Annotated in this window: 20 protein-coding genes and 1 riboswitch; of the genes, 19 read left to right on the top strand and 1 reads right to left on the bottom strand. The window is 48.8% G+C overall.

The annotated features are described in order from the left end of the window. Nucleotides 1-12 precede the first annotated feature (12 nt). The 8 genes from ychF to mobB all read left to right on the top strand — a co-directional run bounded on the left by ychF (nt 13) and on the right by mobB (nt 5149). A complete protein-coding gene (gene ychF, locus BLT15_RS08680; protein ID WP_089760759.1) occupies nt 13-1101 on the top strand; it encodes a redox-regulated ATPase YchF in 1089 nt (362 codons plus the stop codon). A gap of 133 nt (nt 1102-1234) precedes the next feature. Then, entirely contained in the window at nt 1235-1534 is a 300-nt protein-coding gene (rpsF, locus tag BLT15_RS08675; RefSeq protein ID WP_234985566.1) for a 30S ribosomal protein S6, read from the top strand. Nucleotides 1535-1557: 23 nt separating this feature from the next. Continuing rightward, nucleotides 1558-2007, top strand: coding sequence for a single-stranded DNA-binding protein (locus BLT15_RS08670; protein ID WP_089760758.1), 450 nt, complete (start codon nt 1558-1560; stop codon nt 2005-2007). Nucleotides 2008-2048: 41 nt separating this feature from the next. Further along, nucleotides 2049-2261, top strand: coding sequence for a 30S ribosomal protein S18 (gene rpsR / locus BLT15_RS08665; RefSeq protein WP_089760756.1), 213 nt, complete (start codon nt 2049-2051; stop codon nt 2259-2261). Between the two features lie 110 nt (nt 2262-2371). Then, nucleotides 2372-3265, top strand: coding sequence for a DUF2232 domain-containing protein (locus BLT15_RS08660; protein ID WP_159429879.1), 894 nt, complete (start codon nt 2372-2374; stop codon nt 3263-3265). Between the two features lie 59 nt (nt 3266-3324). Then, nucleotides 3325-3789 (top strand): 50S ribosomal protein L9, encoded by a 465-nt coding sequence (gene rplI / locus BLT15_RS08655; protein WP_089760753.1) that lies wholly within the window; start codon nt 3325-3327, stop codon nt 3787-3789. Nucleotides 3790-3948: 159 nt separating this feature from the next. Continuing rightward, nucleotides 3949-4563, top strand: coding sequence for a molybdenum cofactor guanylyltransferase (gene mobA / locus BLT15_RS08650; RefSeq protein WP_159429878.1), 615 nt, complete (start codon nt 3949-3951; stop codon nt 4561-4563). Nucleotides 4564-4630: 67 nt separating this feature from the next. Next, nucleotides 4631-5149: a molybdopterin-guanine dinucleotide biosynthesis protein B gene (gene mobB / locus BLT15_RS08645; protein WP_089760750.1), complete on the top strand. Its 519-nt coding sequence runs from the start codon at nt 4631-4633 to the stop codon at nt 5147-5149. An 18-nt stretch (nt 5150-5167) separates the two neighbouring features. On the opposite strand, the gene BLT15_RS08640 is transcribed toward mobB, so the two are convergent. Further along, nucleotides 5168-6439 (bottom strand): MFS transporter, encoded by a 1272-nt coding sequence (locus BLT15_RS08640; protein WP_089760748.1) that lies wholly within the window; start codon nt 6437-6439, stop codon nt 5168-5170. A gap of 254 nt (nt 6440-6693) precedes the next feature. Here BLT15_RS08640 and BLT15_RS08635 point away from each other — a divergent pair, with 254 nt between their 5' ends. The 11 genes from BLT15_RS08635 (at nt 6694) to cobK (ending at nt 15162) form a co-directional block, all read left to right on the top strand. After that, a complete protein-coding gene (locus BLT15_RS08635; protein ID WP_089760747.1) occupies nt 6694-6972 on the top strand; it encodes a hypothetical protein in 279 nt (92 codons plus the stop codon). A gap of 232 nt (nt 6973-7204) precedes the next feature. Further along, nucleotides 7205-7399: riboswitch (cobalamin riboswitch) on the top strand. Between the two features lie 166 nt (nt 7400-7565). Further along, the gene (locus BLT15_RS08630) at nt 7566-7943 is read left to right on the top strand and encodes a sirohydrochlorin chelatase (RefSeq protein WP_089760745.1); all 378 of its coding nucleotides are present in this window, start codon (nt 7566-7568) and stop codon (nt 7941-7943) included. After that, complete coding sequence (locus BLT15_RS08625; RefSeq protein ID WP_089760744.1) at nt 7934-8548, top strand: precorrin-8X methylmutase; 615 nt, start codon at nt 7934-7936, stop codon at nt 8546-8548. Before BLT15_RS08630 ends, BLT15_RS08625 begins: the two co-directional genes overlap by 10 nt. A 39-nt stretch (nt 8549-8587) precedes the next feature. Further along, complete coding sequence (gene cbiD / locus BLT15_RS08620; RefSeq protein ID WP_089760742.1) at nt 8588-9736, top strand: cobalt-precorrin-5B (C(1))-methyltransferase CbiD; 1149 nt, start codon at nt 8588-8590, stop codon at nt 9734-9736. Next, complete coding sequence (gene cbiE / locus BLT15_RS08615; protein ID WP_089760741.1) at nt 9729-10367, top strand: precorrin-6y C5,15-methyltransferase (decarboxylating) subunit CbiE; 639 nt, start codon at nt 9729-9731, stop codon at nt 10365-10367. The genes cbiD and cbiE overlap by 8 nt, the downstream gene beginning before the upstream one ends. Continuing rightward, nucleotides 10360-10998, top strand: a complete 639-nt coding sequence (gene cbiT / locus BLT15_RS08610; protein ID WP_089760739.1) for a precorrin-6Y C5,15-methyltransferase (decarboxylating) subunit CbiT — start codon at nt 10360-10362, stop codon at nt 10996-10998. Before cbiE ends, cbiT begins: the two co-directional genes overlap by 8 nt. Further along, complete coding sequence (gene cobI, locus BLT15_RS08605) at nt 10995-11741, top strand: precorrin-2 C(20)-methyltransferase (RefSeq protein WP_089760738.1); 747 nt, start codon at nt 10995-10997, stop codon at nt 11739-11741. Before cbiT ends, cobI begins: the two co-directional genes overlap by 4 nt. A gap of 4 nt (nt 11742-11745) precedes the next feature. Next, the gene (gene cobM / locus BLT15_RS08600; protein ID WP_089760736.1) at nt 11746-12510 is read left to right on the top strand and encodes a precorrin-4 C(11)-methyltransferase; all 765 of its coding nucleotides are present in this window, start codon (nt 11746-11748) and stop codon (nt 12508-12510) included. Next, the gene (locus BLT15_RS08595) at nt 12507-13655 is read left to right on the top strand and encodes a cobalt-precorrin 5A hydrolase (RefSeq protein WP_089760734.1); all 1149 of its coding nucleotides are present in this window, start codon (nt 12507-12509) and stop codon (nt 13653-13655) included. The genes cobM and BLT15_RS08595 overlap by 4 nt, the downstream gene beginning before the upstream one ends. Then, complete coding sequence (gene cobJ / locus BLT15_RS08590) at nt 13550-14413, top strand: precorrin-3B C(17)-methyltransferase (protein ID WP_089760733.1); 864 nt, start codon at nt 13550-13552, stop codon at nt 14411-14413. The genes BLT15_RS08595 and cobJ overlap by 106 nt, the downstream gene beginning before the upstream one ends. Then, nucleotides 14410-15162 carry a precorrin-6A reductase gene (gene cobK / locus BLT15_RS08585; RefSeq protein ID WP_089760731.1) on the top strand — a complete coding sequence of 251 codons (753 nt, stop codon included), beginning with the start codon at nt 14410-14412 and terminating at the stop codon, nt 15160-15162. The genes cobJ and cobK overlap by 4 nt, the downstream gene beginning before the upstream one ends. Nucleotides 15163-15252: the final 90 nt, after the last annotated feature.

Below are 15252 nucleotides of genomic sequence, written 5' to 3'. Positions count from 1 at the left end.
TGGAGGTAAAAAATGGAACTCGGTATAGTAGGACTTCCCAATGCAGGCAAATCAACCCTGTTCAATTCTCTTACTGAAGCAGGTGTGCCGGCAGATAGCTATCCTTTCTGTACGGTCGATCCCAATGTGGGAGTGGTAGAAATTGAAGATCGGCGGCTGGACAAATTAAAAGAACACTATCAACCCGAAACCTGCCGGGGTGCACCCCTGAAGTTTGTGGATATAGCCGGTCTGGTGGCAGGTGCGAGCCGAGGTGAGGGATTGGGCAACGAATTTCTCTCTCATATCAGAGAAGTAGATGCTATTGTGCATGTGGTCAGGCTTTTTGCCGGAGGCGAAGTTGCCCATGTTGAGGGTGCTATTGATCCTCTGCGCGATGTAGAAATACTGGAATCGGAATTGATCATAAAAGATTTGGAAACCATATCGCGCCGGCGTGAGAAAACGGAAAGGATGCTGAAGACGGGGGAAAATAAATACAGAGAAGAGGTCTCCTATCTCGATCATCTTCAAGAGGAGCTGGAATCGGGCAGACCGGTGCGGCTTATGGATCTGAACGAAGCTGAAGAAGAGCTGGTTGCAGAGTTATTTCTGCTCACGGCCAAACCCACCCTTTTTGTTGCCAATCTGAGCGAAAACAAACTCGAAAATCGCGAAAATAATGAAAGCATTCTCGAGATGCGCCAGCTTGCTGAGGAGCGAGGCGAGGAACTTGTGGAGTTATCTGCTACCTTCGAGGAGGAGCTGGTGGAACTTGATCCCGAAGAGCAGGAGCTTTTTCTCGAGGAGATGGGGCTGGAAAGCCGGGGGCTGGAAAGATTAAAAAGGGCCGGGTATGATCTTTTGAATTTGATCACTTTTTATACGGTTGTCGGAGATGAAGTAAGGGCCACTCCGGTGCCGGCCGGTTCCACCGCGCCGGAAGCAGCTGGCAAAATTCATTCCGACATGCTGGAAAATTTTATCAGGGCTGAGGTAATAAACTTTTCCACCTGGGCTGAAGTAGAAAATATGGAGGCCGCGCGATCTGAGGGCCTGGTTAGAACTGAGGGTCAGGATTATGTAATTCAGGACGGTGATATATGCTATTTTAAGTTTTAATAAAACGATTTAAGCTGCTTGCAAGTAAAGCGGCTGGGTGCTATAATAAATAAGGTATCTTTAATGAAGGATATCTTCCATGCTTCTGCCAGAAGCGTAGAAGCCATAAGTCCAAATGGAGGAGGTGTATTAATTGCCAGAAACAATGCGCAAATACGAAACTACCTTTGTCTTAAACCCCGATCAATCCGAGGAAGCGCGCGAGCGCACTCTCGAGCGGGTCAAAGAGGTCATTGAATCCTCTGACGCTGAAATCGAAGAGATCGATGAGTGGGGGGAAAAGCGGCTCGCTTACGAAATCGATAACCAGCGTACAGGATATTATGTAGTTATTGAGTTTGAAGGCTCCCCTGAAGTTACCGATGCCCTGAAAAGGGAATTCGGACTGATAGGCGATGTCATGCGTCATCTGGTCGTACGCAGAGATAAGTAATATTAAATCGGTGGTGTTGTAAAATGTTGAATAAAGTAGTGTTAATAGGCAGGCTTACCCAGGATCCTGAATTGAGATATACGAGCAGCGGGACTCCCGTGAGCAATTTTACTCTAGCTGTGGAGAGAAATTACAAGAACAGAGACGGGGAAAGAGATGTAGATTTTATTCCGATTGTAACCTGGCGGGGCCTGGCTGAAACCTGCGCTCAGCATCTGGGCAAAGGAAGAATGGTGGCTGTGTCGGGCAGGCTTCAGATCCGCAAACGTCAGGGAGAGGATAGAACTTTTGTCAACCCTGAAATAGTGGCCAACGATGTTACTTTCCTGGACTGGCCCGGTGATGGAGAACAGCGTTCGGAATCTCCCTCCCAAAATCAGAGCAGCAGTCAGGAAGATCAGTCAGCCGCCGATCAGGAACCTTCACCAGCTGCTGATATGCTCGATGATGATGAATTCGACGTACCTTTTTAAAAGAATAAATTTGAGTTTCTGTCACAAAGGAGGTAAAACTTATGGCCAGAGGCACCAATCAATCCTGTTATTTCTGCGCCAATGATCAGGAAGTTGATTATAAAGATTCCGGTACTCTGAACAGGTTTATCAACGATAGAGGGAAGATAATTCCCCGGCGGATAACCGGTAACTGTGCGGTACATCAGCGCAAACTGACCACAGCCATAAAAAGATCGCGTCAGCTGGCAATTTTGCCATACGTCAAAGATTAAGATAAAGTTGAGACTGCCGGGCAGGGGATTAACTCTCCCCTGCCTTTTTATGAATTATCGGGCGATTAAATGTTTTGAGCAGGCTCTATAATATAGGAGGGGCTGTATTCTTGGCTGAGCAGGAAGAAAAATCCGACAGAAGGTTACAATTTATCATTTCACTTCTGGCTGTGGTGTTTTTAACATTTTTGAATTTCACCTTCCCGATATTTACCATAGCTGTAGTGATCATCTGGCCTCTTCCCGTGGTTTATCTGTCCCTGAAGCAGGGACAGAGGCGAGCTGGAATGATGATAATAGGGTCTGCTATCATCAACGGCCTGCTGTTCTCACCTTTGATGAGCATGGTGACGGTGGTGGGCTTTGGTTTTATCGGTTTTGTCATGGCCGGAGCTTTGAGGGAAGATCTCTCAGCCAGAAAGGTTCTGATCTTGACTGTTGTGGCAGCCTCGCTTTCAAATCTGATTTTGGCTGCATTTTTGCTGTTTAGTCTGGATATGGGTATACAGCAGGGACTTACGGAGATGGTTCAGGAACTGGCCGATCCGGTGATGGGAGAAGAGGAGCTGAGTCCGATGCTGGAGATGCAGCTCAGGCTTCTGACCAGGCTTTTACCCGCTTTCCTGATAATATCTGGCTCCCTGACCGGTATTCTCAATTACTACTTCGTTCACTGGTTTCTGCAGGTTAAAAACTTCTCGGTCGAGACCTACAGTTCAATAGCTAGCTGGCGGTTTCCCTCGGTGCCGGTTTCTCTGGCCGTGGTTTTTGGACTGCTGTTTCGCGAGCAGGCGATAATGTTCAATATTGCCGCCCTGGCCTTTTTTGTGGTTTTTTTGCAGGGGTTTGGAGTGGGATTATACTCCGTTGGCAGCTGGACAAAAGCTTCGCTTTTTCGCTGGCTGTACATTCTGGCTGTGCTGATAATTCCGGTGTTGCCGATGGTAATGCTGGGCATCGGACTTATAGATTTGTGGATTGATCTGCGGCAGCTGATAAGCTGACCGAAAAAATTTAGATCCGATAAATTCATGTTTAATTTACTCAGAGAGGAGGATTCATCTTGAAAATTATACTGAAAGAAGAGGTAGAAAATCTGGGAGAAGCCGGAGAAATAGTTGAAGTGGCCGATGGTTACGGACGCAATTATCTAATACCTCAGGGTCTGGCCGAGATGGCTACAGAAGGAAAGATTCAGCAGATAAGGGAAAAGCAGCGGGCCCGCGAGCGCCGCAAAGAAGAGCGACGTCAAAAAGCTCAGAAAACAGCCGACGAGCTTTCTGATGAAACTTTCGAGATAGCTGTAAAAGCTGGAGAACAGGATAGATTGTTCGGATCGGTAACCACTCAGGATATAGAAGAAGTTGTGGCTGAAGCCGGCTACAATATTGATCGGCGTGATATAGAGATGGAAGAAAACATCAAAGAACTGGGTGAACATACATTGATCGTCAAATTATTTGAAGATGTCACAGCCGAAATCAATCTCGAAGTGGTACCCCGTGAAAAAGATGAGGAGCAGGAGTAATATACCTTTTTTCGAAGACCGGTCAACATCTTCAACTTGTGGAGAGCAGGTAAAACCAAAAGAAGCCTTCCCGTCCTCCCCGGGCCAATCGGGATCGGGAAGGTTCTAATTATATCAATGGCAGTTATTCCCGGCATATGTAAAGAAAGGGGACAAAAAGTGAGTATATATATTCTGGCAGGCGGAAACAGCACCAGAATGGAGAACGGGGATAAGCCCCATGTACTTTTGACGGAAGATAAAACGATGCTGGAATTCATACTGTCTCGTTTTCGGCGAGAATTTAAAAGTCATGAGATAAAAATAGTGGCTAAAGATAGCAAAAATTTTGAAAACTATAATGCCGATGTGATTGAGGATATCGATGAAGCCGGACCGCTGGGAGGTATTATGACCGCCCTCGAGGATACGCGATCAGAGAAAAATTTTTTTCTCGCCTGTGATATGCCTTTTTTTAGCCCGGAAGCAGCCCATTTGATGCTGGATATGTGCAGCAGTGAGGGGCTGGTTCCCGAAAATGAGGACGGCTATCTCGAACCGCTGGCTGCGGTTTACAGAAGAAGCTGCCTGCCTTCGGTGGAAAAGATGGTTGAGGCCGGGGAAAAAAAGATAATAACCTTTTATTCCCGGGTTGAGATTGAAAAATTCGATAAAGAATTTATTTACAATAAACTCGATTTTAAATACCTTTTTTATAACATCAACACCCGGGAAGAGCTTAAAAAAGCCCGTGAGAATATCCTGCCCCGATATTTTGAGGTTTTCGGCCGTTGAAATGAACTCCAATATGAACTGAGTTTTGATATGCCGGATTTTAATACATTTACAGGAGGCAAAAATTATGACAGCAGCCAGGAAAGTTCCGATAGTTTCGGTAGTGGGTAAGAGTGGGAGCGGCAAGACTTTGTTTCTGGAAAAACTAATACCGCGCCTGGAGGAGATGGGCTGCAAAGTGGGCACAATCAAACACGATGTGCACGGTTTTGATATAGATCGGCCTGGCAAGGATACCTGGCGACACAAGCAGGCCGGTGCTGAACTGGTGTTGATATCCTCCCCCTGGAAACTGGCTCTGATAAAAGATGTCGAGGAGGAAAGAGAACTGGACGAGCTGCGGGATAAATATCTGGAGGGAATAGATATAGCTCTGACGGAGGGATACAAATCCGGCGATAAACCCAAGGTCGAAATATACAGACCGGCCGAACATGATGGCCCGCTCTGCAGCGAAGAGGAGGATGATCTGCTTACAACAGTTATAAATGAAGAGTGTGATGACTGCGATGAAAACGAGATTTTCTCCGAAGAAGAGGTGACCAGGGTGGCCGAGCTGCTGGTAAAAGAGTTTTTGCCGGCTTAGATCATTTTTGCTTTCAGATCAGCTGTCGGCGCCGCTGGCTTCAGCTCTTTTCCTGTCCTGTCGGCTTTGAAGAATGTAATATATGGAGCCCGAAATTAGCACGAGCACTGTCAAAAGCAGCCAGCTGTAGCGGTAATGGTCGAAATAATCTCCCAGCAGACCGAAGATAGCAGGCCCGATGACAACGCCCAGGCGCAGAAATACCAGCGCCATGCCGGAGGCCATGCCTGTCTGTTCGGCTGTGGCTCTTTCGCTGACCACGGTAAAAAATAGTCCGCTCCACCCCAGGGCGGAAACTCCCAGCATAAATGATAAGAGCATCATCAAAAGCAGACTCGAGCCCAGCAGGCTGCCTGCAAAAGCGCTGGTGAGATTTAATATAACGATTGTTATCATGATGACGAGGAAGGTATTTTTGCGGTCGCCTTTAAAGGGAATATCGCTCAACCATCCCCAGAAAATGCGACCCACGACTCCTCCGATCTGCACAACTCCGAGTGCGAGTCCGGCGGCGGCCTCGGAAAAGTTTAAATCCATGGTTAAATACAGTGTATAATGAGCCGGAATTGCACCGACTGCCAGGCCGAAAACTACTCCCAGCCCCGAGGCCAGCATTAACTGGCGGTTGCTGAGAACGCGATAGAGCTGGCGGGAAAAACTTTTTCCGGAAGAATTTTCCTCATCTTTTTCTTCGAGACTGGAGACCTGTAAATAACGCTGAACTATCAGACCGATAAGTAAACTGATGATGCCCGCCAGAATAATCGATAGACGCCACCCTATGAAGCCAGCCAGGGCGGGCAGAATAGCTGCACCCACAAAGCCTCCGACTCCGCTGCCCGAATGCATAATACCCATAGAGACAGCTCTATGGGATGGTTCTACTTCGATCATCACCGCCTTATTTACAGCCGGTGTAATAATGCTGAATCCCAGACCGGTCAATAATCCCAGCACCAGCAGCAGACCGTAAACGGGAGCGGCCCCCTGAAATATAAACAGCCCGCCCATGCTGTAAAGCCCGATAAGAAGACCGGTCCGGGAGCCGATTTTATCGACGATGTTTCCGCTGAAAAGTGCGACAGCGGTGGCCGATATAAAAAATACGGTCGAGTAGAGGCCGGCCTGGGTGCGAGAGATGGCAAATTCTCTGCGGATAAATGGCATGAGAGCCTGAATGCCCTGCACACTGACAAAGGAAGCTATGTAACCGCCGGCCAGAAGTCCCAGAAATTTCAGCTTGAGAGGCTGGAGTTTTTCCTTGAGGCCGTTGATAAAAAAGTTGAACATGTTTTGGCATCTCCTTTCCGGACTGCTAAAAAACTCATCCTGCAGCAATTCTATTTACCAGTATATTCGGATGATGTTTGCAGAATTCTCTTGTTATGATAGAATACCATCAGAACACATTATAACTGATTAATATTGTTTTGTCAGCCCCTTATTTCTAACAGAGGGTAAACTGTGTTATAATCTAAACCACGAAGATAAGAATGCGAATATAAATTCAGAGAAGGGGGGGAGTTCCTCCGGGAGCAAAGACCATGATGAGAGAGGAAAGATCGCTGGTTTATATGGTTAGAGATGGCCGCATTGAACTGGAAAAGGTACTGGAACAGCTGGATATGGAACAGGATGATCTTTATTTTCAGCTGGAAGAGATAGTCAATCTTCTCAACGATATCGAACGCGAGCTGGAGGAGAGAGAAGAAGGAGCTGACCTTGATGATAACGAAGAGGAGGTCGCGGGGGCCAGAGAGGAAAGTTTTAGAGAGGGAGAAATTCAGGACTTTGTAGAGGATGACTATTTTGATCACACCTAAAAAGTAAAAAATTCCCGCCCGGGGAGGGCGGGACAGCAGTAGGGGAGTTTATCCGGTTATAACCGGCTGCAGTTTTGAATTATGCCTGAAAACAGGAAAATTTACAGTAATCCATTTTACAATTTTCCTGTAATTTTACCTGGCGGGATGTATCCGCTGGGTTAAAAGAGGAGTTTATACCTGAGTCTTTAAACAAATATTAGAGAGGCAAACATGATTATATAGATGACCAGGCGAATTTTATATCTCAGGTGCCATCAGCTAAGGCTGAGGGAGAATAGGGAATCAGGTGAAAAACCTGAACGGGCCCGCCGCTGTAACCGTTGGGTCGGGTTTTATGTCTGCCACCCGGTTGGTGTATTCAGGGGAAGGTTTGACCCGGCTGTAAAACGGAAGTCAGAAGACCTGCCTGAGAAAAAGATGTAACCAACCTACTGACCTTCGCCGGCAGGAGATGTAGGCTGTTTTTTTCTGCATTTAGCCCCGCGTCCATCCTGTGGAGAAGGGGGCGCTTTTTTATTTGTGCGCGGAACTGCCGCGGAGGGATGAAGCTGAATTTCATTTCGACAATTTGAGAGGAGGCTATTGTAAAAATGAGTGAGACCGGAATAATTGTGCTGGGACACGGAAGCAGAGCTGATAAGTCAAATAAAATGTTTTATAATCTGATCGATAAGCTCGACAGGCGGCTGGAAGATCAGCGCGTAGAAGGAGCTGCTATGGAGTTAACCAACCCCACTTTAGAAGAAAGGGTGGCAGAATTAGCCGGAGATGGAATCGAAAAGATAGTAATTTTACCTCTCTTCTTATTTCCGGGGATTCACGTCCAGGAGGATATACCCGCTCAGGTCGATGAGCTGGCCGAAAAATATCCCGGAATAGAGTTCAGTATCGGGGATATAATAGGGGATGACAGCAGGCTGGTCGATATTATAGTTGATAGATGGAAAGGGGTAAATGAGTGGAACTGATAACTGATCCCGAAAAAATTCAAAATAAAAGCTTTGAGATCATAGAAGAAGTTCTTCAGGGCCGAGAGCTGCCAGAAAAGGAGCGCGAAATAGTCTATCGAATAGTTCATGCCACAGCTGATTTTGACATCAGCGAGGTCACAGTCTTCTCGGAAAATGCTGTGGAGGAAGGCAGAAAGGCCCTGGAGAAAGGAGCCCGCATCATCACAGATGTCAATATGCTCAGGTCAGGAGTCAGCACCCGACTCAGCGATGATCTGGGTTATAGTGTGGAATGTTTTATAGCCGACGAAGATGTACGCAATAAAGCTGAAGATGCCGGCATCACCCGCTCCATGATGGCCATGAGAAAGGCGGCCGAAAAGACCGGAGAGAGCATATACGTTATCGGTAACGCGCCCACAGCTTTGATTGAATTGATAAATTTGGTGAGGGCAGGCAAGGCTGATCCTGCTCTGATAATCGGCACTCCGGTGGGATTGGTCGGAGCTGCTGAAGCCAAAAATGAACTGGAGAAGCTTGCTGCACCGCATATCACCATCAGAGGCAAGAAGGGAGGCACAGCTGCTGCCGCAGCTGCTATTAACGCTCTCATTTACCTGTAAAATGGCAGGCTGAAGTCTGAAAATCTGGGGTGAGTGTGCATGGATCGGGAGAGAAAAACCAATTTGGCCGAAGAAAATAGAGATCGGGATCTTAAAAAAGGTTTCACTACCGGCAGTGCCGCCGCAGCCGCTGCTCGGGCTGCAGCTTTAATGATCAGAGATCAGCAGAGATATGATAGGGTTGAGATAGATACTCCCGCCGGGATCAGGCTGGAATTGGAGCTGGCCGACGCCGATTTTTCGGCCGAAACAGCCCGGGCTTCGATAATCAAAGATGCAGGCGATGATCCCGATATCACCGACGGGCTTGAGATAGCTGTTCGGTTAGAGCTATGTTCCGACAATGAGATAACAGCGATCGAAGCAGGTTCAGGTGTGGGGACGGTGACCGAGCCGGGACTTCCTGTTGATCCGGGAGAGCCGGCCATAAACCCGGTGCCCAGGCAGATGATTACAGAACAGGTTGAGAATATTCTGGGCCAAACCGGCTGCCGGGTTATAGTTTCTGCTCCGGGAGGAGAGGAGTTGACCCGTCAGACTTTCAATCCCCGGCTGGGTATTGAAGGGGGTATTTCGATTCTGGGAACTTCCGGCCTGGTCGAACCGATGTCAGATAAAGCCTATCGAGAATCGCTGGCTCTTGAGTTGAGCCAGGCCGCCGCCCGGGGCAGGAAAAAAGTGGTGCTGGTTTTCGGCAATTACAGCCGGGATAAAGCTCTGGATCTGGGATTTGCCGAAGATATCATTATCAGAATGAGTAATTTTGTGGGTTTTATGCTGGAAAAGAGCTGTGAGGAGGATTTAGAGGAAATTTTGCTCATAGGCCAGCTGGGCAAGCTGGTAAAAGTTGCAGCGGGGGTTTTCAACACCCACAGCAGCACCGCCGATGCCCGCCTGGAGACTCTGGCCGCTTACAGCGCTTCGCTGGGATTGGGCTCACAAAATGTGCGCGAAATTCTCAGCTGCGGCACCAGCGAGGAGGCAGCCGAAATTATCGAACGCGAAGATCTGCAGGAGGTTTATCCGCTGCTGGCCGAAAAGATAGTGGAAAGAGCCGGACAGCGCTGCGGATGCGATCTGAAGATCGGAGCTGTTATTTTTTCTATGCGAACCGGTCTGCTGGGCAGCGCTGGCGGTATTTCGCTGCTCGACAATTTAGAGGGGGCGAGGGAGCTAGCCGATGAATAACGAGAGAAGTATAGTCATAGCCGGTGTGGGACCGGGAAGCAGGGAATATCTGCTGCCTGTAACCAGAAGAAAGGCCAGGGAGGCCGATATTCTGGTCGGAAGTTCCCGGGCTCTAAAACTCTTTGCCGGTCTGGAAGCAGAAAAACACGAACTGAGCTCTAACCTGGAAGCCACCAAAAATTTGATCGACCGCAGCCGCAGGCAGAAAAAGGTGATGGTCCTTGTTACCGGAGATCCGGGTCTTTACAGTCTGGCCGGTTATCTCAAAAAGCATTTTTCCGGAGAGAACCTGGAAATAATACCCGGCATCAGCGCCATGCAGCTGGGGCTGGCCCGGGCCGGCCTTGGCTGGCAGGATGTTCGTTTTGTCAGCCTGCATGGCCGCGATAATCTGGAAGAGCTGCTGGAGCTGGTAAAAAGCCGGGCTAAGATCGGAATTTTTACTGACGAGGAGTATTCGCCTGCCCGGATAGGCAGCTATCTCATCGAAAAGGGAGTTGACCCGGAACTTCAGATTTTTGTGGCAGAAAATCTCTCCTATCCGGAGGAGAGGACTGCCTGGTATAAACTCTCTCAACTCGAAGACAATGATTTTTCTCATTTAAATGTGATGGTGATAGCTGATGAATAAATCCTCGGAGGGATGGCCCTACCGGACGCCGGGAATACCGGATGATAAATTTATTCGGGGAGAAATTCCCATGACCAAACGCGAAATCAGAGCCGTGACCCTTTCTTCGCTCAGACTGGCTGCCGGCCATATCGTCTGGGATGTAGGAGCTGGCAGCGGATCGCTGACCGTCGAAGCTGCCCTGATGGTTGAGGAGGATGGAAAAGTTATCGCGATAGAACGCCAGGACGAAGGCCTTGAACTGATAAGGAAAAACTCCGAAAAGTTCGGGGCGAAAAATATCGAGATCGTTTCTGGTGAGGCTCCGGAAGTTTTAGAAGGTCTGGCCGCGCCAGACAGGGTATTTATCGGCGGCAGCGGAGGCAATCTGGCGGGGATAATAGAGGCTGCTGATGAGAGGCTCAAACCCGGAGGTTGTCTGGTGATAAATGCTGTTACAATAGATACTCTCTGTAATGCCCGCAGGGAACTAAAATCAAGGGGATACAGGCTGGAAATAAGCCAGGTTCAGTGCGCCCGGGCCAACCCCCTGGGCAGTTATCATATGTTCGAGGGGCTCAATCCCGTCCATGTTATCTGCGGCCTGCGCGGAGAAAAATCTGAAGCTGAAGGAGAATCGCATAAATTATGAAGGGAAAACTTTACGGAGTTGGAGTGGGGCCGGGAGATCCCGATCAGCTGACTCTTGCGGCCTGTAAAATTTTGAGAAGCGCCGGGATCATCTGCCCCGCCACTTCCTCATCAGAAAAGGAAAGCCTGGCACTGCAGATAGCCCGGCAGGCTGTGGATATAAGCGGTAAGATCGAGCCGCTGGAATTTCCCATGACCGATGATGAAGAAAAACTAAAATCTGCCTGGCATAAAGCAGGCCTTCAGGTCCGCCGGCATCTGAAATCCGGTCTGGATGTGGCCTTTATCACCCTGGGAGATCCTCTGCTTTACAGCACCTATATCTATCTCCTGGAGGAACTTCAGAGCTGCGAAGAAAATTTCGAAGTGGAGACTGTTCCCGGAGTGACAGCAGTTACAGGCTGCAGCAGCTGTCTTAACCTGCCTCTGGTGCGGGGAGATGAAAAGCTGGCTGTTGTTCCGAGCGGCAGAGATGGACCTGCCGGCTCTGATGAGCTGGAAAAGATAGTCAAAAACTTCGAAACTATCGTGCTGCTGAAAGTTTCCCAAAGTTTTGCTGATATCAAGAAAAAGCTTGCAAAAATGGAGCTGCAGGATAGAGCGGTTTTCGTCAGCCGTTATGGCCAGAAAGGAGAGAGGATTGTAACCGATCTGGAAAAGGTAAAAGCGGATGAAGTGGACTATCTCTCCTCGATAATAATCAATAAAAACAACTCACATCTGCTGGAGAAAGGAGCAGGATAATCCGATGGAAACGGTTTATTTTGTGGGGGCCGGCCCGGGGGATCCCGAGCTTTTGACTGTGCGGGGCAAAAATCTGCTGGCCGAAGCCGATCTCATTCTTTATGCCGGCTCGCTTGTCAATGATGAGCTGCTTATTTATGCTGATGAGTCCGCTCAGACTGAGAGCAGCGCCGGTATGGATTTAGAAGAGATACTATCAATGATCGAAAAGACTGTCGAAGAAGGTGGCATGGTTGTGCGTCTGCATACCGGCGATCCTGGACTTTATGGGGCTTTACAGGAGCAGATTGATGCCCTTGAAGAACGGGGAATAAAATGGGAGATAGTTCCTGGAGTCAGTTCATTTCAGGCCGCTGGAGCAGCTGTGGGCAGGGAGTTTACTCAGCCGGAAGTTTCTCAGACGCTGATACTCACCCGCATGGAGGGCAGGACTTCCGTGCCTGACCGGGAAAGGCTGGAACTTCTGGCAGCCCATAAGACCTCCATGGTAATATTTTTAAGCGTGCACATGATAAATGAAGTGGTTGAAGAGCTTAAAAAAGAATATCCTGCTGATACTCCAGCCGCTGTAGTCAAAAAAGCCTCCTGGCCGGGAGAGGAGGAGAGCATCAAAGGAACGCTGGATAATATAGCCGCCCGGACTGAAGAGGCTGGAATCGAAAAAACTGCACTTATAATGGTCGGTGATTTTCTGGCGGGAGATTATGAGCCCTCCAAACTCTACGATAAAAGTTTCAGCCATGGTTTTCGCGAGGGGGATTCCGGTTGAAGCTGGCTGCGGTGGTAGTGACCCGAAAAGGGTTCGAGCTGGCCCGGCAGCTGGCGGATGATTTCCCCGGTCTCGATATTCTGGCCGCCGGCAGTTTTACTGAAGATTTTCCGGAATCAGTTCAGCCTCTGCCGGGGTCTTTGAGCGAAATGGCTGGAGAGATGATGGATGAGTACGACGGCCTCATATTTATTATGGCTCTGGGTATCGTTGTCAGGGTTATAGCTCCCTGGCTTGAAGATAAAAGGGAGGATCCGGCGGTCGTGACCGTCGATGAGGCCGGCAGCTGGGTCATAAGCACGCTTTCCGGCCATCTGGGCGGGGCCAACGAGCTGGCTGAAAAAACAGCTGATATTCTGCAGACAGAAGCTATTATCACTACTGCAACCGATGTGCGCAGCAGGCCAGCCCTGGACCTGCTGGCTGAGGAGATTGGAGGAGAGCTGGTCCCCTTTGAAAATTTAAAACGTGCCGGTTCTCACATGCTGGCCGGTGGAAAGCTGGAGATAATTTGTGCTGAAAGTTATTATAAAAACATCATAGAGGAGAGTTCTGCTTTAAATTCTACCGACCGGGAATTCTGTAAAAATAAAATAGAGTTTTCCTGTTTCGGGAGCTCAGGCAGCAGTCCTGCAGAGGCTGTCGCTGCTGCCGATGGTTTTCCGCTTTTAGTATCTGCCCGCGATCATGATCACAACCGTTTTGAATTGCTTTTGGGTAACGAGTATATTCAGCTTATTCCCCGGGAAATTGTAATTGGAGTCGGGGCTAGAAAGGGTATAGAAAGCCAGGCTGTTATCGGGGCGGTAATGGATGATCTTAAGGAACTCGGCTTTCATTCGAAAAGCCTCAAAGCCCTGGCTACGGCGGATATCAAGCAGGAAGAACCGGGGATTAAAAAAGCGGCAGCCCGGCTCGATGTGCCTCTTGAAATCGTCTCCCGGGAAGAGATAGCCGCTGAAATGAAAGCCCCCTCTTTGTCTGACCAGAATTACAGTTTTTCGAAATTTGTAAAAGATAAAATAGGAGTTGGTGGTGTATGCGAACCGGCAGCAGTTTTACAGGCGAAACCGGGAAAATTGATCAGAAGCAAAAAGAATCACGGAGATCTTACGACGGCAGTGGCCCGGACAAACTTTATGTGATCGGCATAGGTCCGGGAGATATCGAATATTTAAGTCTTAAAGCTTATAAACTTCTGCAGCAGGTTGAGGTGGTGGTCGGCTATACCACTTACATCGAATTGATCGACGAGCTTCTGTCTCCGGACCAGCAGATCATATCCACAGGTATGGGCGGCGAAAAGGAAAGGGCGGAGAAAGCTATTGCCAGAGCTGCCGGCGGTCAATCCGTGGCGGTGATCAGCAGCGGTGATCCGGGCATCTACGGGATGGCAGGGCTGATTCTTGAGATTTTGAAGCGCAGAAAAGAAAAAAAGTCAGCCGCTGACTCGATCGAAGTGGAGATCGTCCCGGGAATCACAGCCAGCACTGCCTCGGCAGCAGCTCTGGGAGCACCTCTCATGCACGATCACGCCGTCATAAGTCTGAGCGATCTGCTGACCCCCTGGGACAAGATAAAAAAACGCATTAAAGCAGCTGCTTCATCAGACATGATAACAGCGCTTTACAATCCCCGCAGCAGTCAGCGCACAGAACAGATAAAAATAGCCCGGGATATTTTTCTCGACCATTGTTCTCCTGAGACTCCGGCAGGAATAGTTCGTTCGGCCCGGCGCGGAGAAGACGAAGAGGTCGTAATAACCTGCCTGAAAAACATGCTGGATCACCGGATTGATATGCTTTCAACGGTAATTATCGGAAATTCCAGCACCTATGTCGATGAGGGCATGATGCTGGCTGAAGATGGAGCTATGATTACCCCCCGGGGATATGAACTGTGATTTTGCTGCTGGGCGGGACCGGAGAAGCCAGAAAAATAGCTGACCGGCTTGAAAAAAGGCATGTGAATGTGATAATTTCAGTTACAACCGGGTATGGTGCCGATCTTCTTGTCGACCTGGATGTGGAAGTCCGGCAGCAGAAGCTGGAGCGCGGGTCGCTGAAGGCCCTGATAGGCGAAAGGGATATCAAAACTGTTATCGATGCGACCCATCCGTTTGCCCGCAGAATAACCGATCTGGCGCTTGCAGTTTGTCGGGAGATGGGGGTGGATTATTACCGCCTGGAAAGGCCAGAAGCAGAAAGGCCTCAGGCTGGCGAGCTTATTTCGGTTTCTGATTTTCGTGAAGCGGCGGAAAAGGCTGAGGGATACAGCAGAATATTTTTGACCACCGGCAGCGGGAATCTGGAAAAGTTTGTGGAAGCTGTTGGCGATCCTGGTGCTCTTTATCCCCGACTTTTGCCGCTGAAAAAATTTGTCGGCAGAGCAGATAAAGCCGGCATCCCCCCCGAAAATATAATCGCCATGCGCGGTCCTTTCAGCAGAGAGTTCAATCGAGCGCTGATAGAAGAATACGACTTTCAGCTGCTGATCACCAAGGCCAGCGGCCGAACCGGCGGTGTCCGCGAGAAGTTAAAAGCAGCTGCGGAGAAAAATATACCGGTCATAATGGTTGAAAGGCCTGATTTTGACTATCCGCAGAAGGCGGATTCTGTGGATGAACTGCTGGAAATTTTGGAAATTAACTGATAAAACTAAGATCCGGGTGCAGATGAGATTGAAATGAGCAGGAGACAGTAAAGATTTATAGAATATCATAAATCAGAGTGATTAAATAAT

This window comes from Halarsenatibacter silvermanii (assembly GCF_900103135.1).
Lineage (GTDB): Bacteria > Bacillota > Halanaerobiia > Halanaerobiales > Halarsenatibacteraceae > Halarsenatibacter > Halarsenatibacter silvermanii.
Note: the sequence above shows the minus strand (reverse complement) of the source record. Positions and strands in the feature narration are given on the sequence as shown.

Excerpts from the sequence above, each read along its gene's own strand:
- ychF (WP_089760759.1), top strand. The coding sequence starts at position 13 with ATGGAACTCGGTATAGTAGGACTTCCCAATGCAGGCAAATCAACCCTG.
- BLT15_RS08670 (WP_089760758.1), top strand. The coding sequence starts at position 1,558 with ATGTTGAATAAAGTAGTGTTAATAGGCAGGCTTACCCAGGATCCTGAA.
- rpsR (WP_089760756.1), top strand. The coding sequence starts at position 2,049 with ATGGCCAGAGGCACCAATCAATCCTGTTATTTCTGCGCCAATGATCAG.
- mobB (WP_089760750.1), top strand. The coding sequence starts at position 4,631 with ATGACAGCAGCCAGGAAAGTTCCGATAGTTTCGGTAGTGGGTAAGAGT.
- BLT15_RS08640 (WP_089760748.1), bottom strand. The coding sequence starts at position 6,439 with ATGTTCAACTTTTTTATCAACGGCCTCAAGGAAAAACTCCAGCCTCTC.
- BLT15_RS08635 (WP_089760747.1), top strand. The coding sequence starts at position 6,694 with ATGATGAGAGAGGAAAGATCGCTGGTTTATATGGTTAGAGATGGCCGC.
- BLT15_RS08630 (WP_089760745.1), top strand. The coding sequence starts at position 7,566 with ATGAGTGAGACCGGAATAATTGTGCTGGGACACGGAAGCAGAGCTGAT.
- cbiD (WP_089760742.1), top strand. The coding sequence starts at position 8,588 with ATGGATCGGGAGAGAAAAACCAATTTGGCCGAAGAAAATAGAGATCGG.
- cbiE (WP_089760741.1), top strand. The coding sequence starts at position 9,729 with ATGAATAACGAGAGAAGTATAGTCATAGCCGGTGTGGGACCGGGAAGC.
- cbiT (WP_089760739.1), top strand. The coding sequence starts at position 10,360 with ATGAATAAATCCTCGGAGGGATGGCCCTACCGGACGCCGGGAATACCG.
- cobI (WP_089760738.1), top strand. The coding sequence starts at position 10,995 with ATGAAGGGAAAACTTTACGGAGTTGGAGTGGGGCCGGGAGATCCCGAT.
- cobM (WP_089760736.1), top strand. The coding sequence starts at position 11,746 with ATGGAAACGGTTTATTTTGTGGGGGCCGGCCCGGGGGATCCCGAGCTT.
- cobJ (WP_089760733.1), top strand. The coding sequence starts at position 13,550 with ATGCGAACCGGCAGCAGTTTTACAGGCGAAACCGGGAAAATTGATCAG.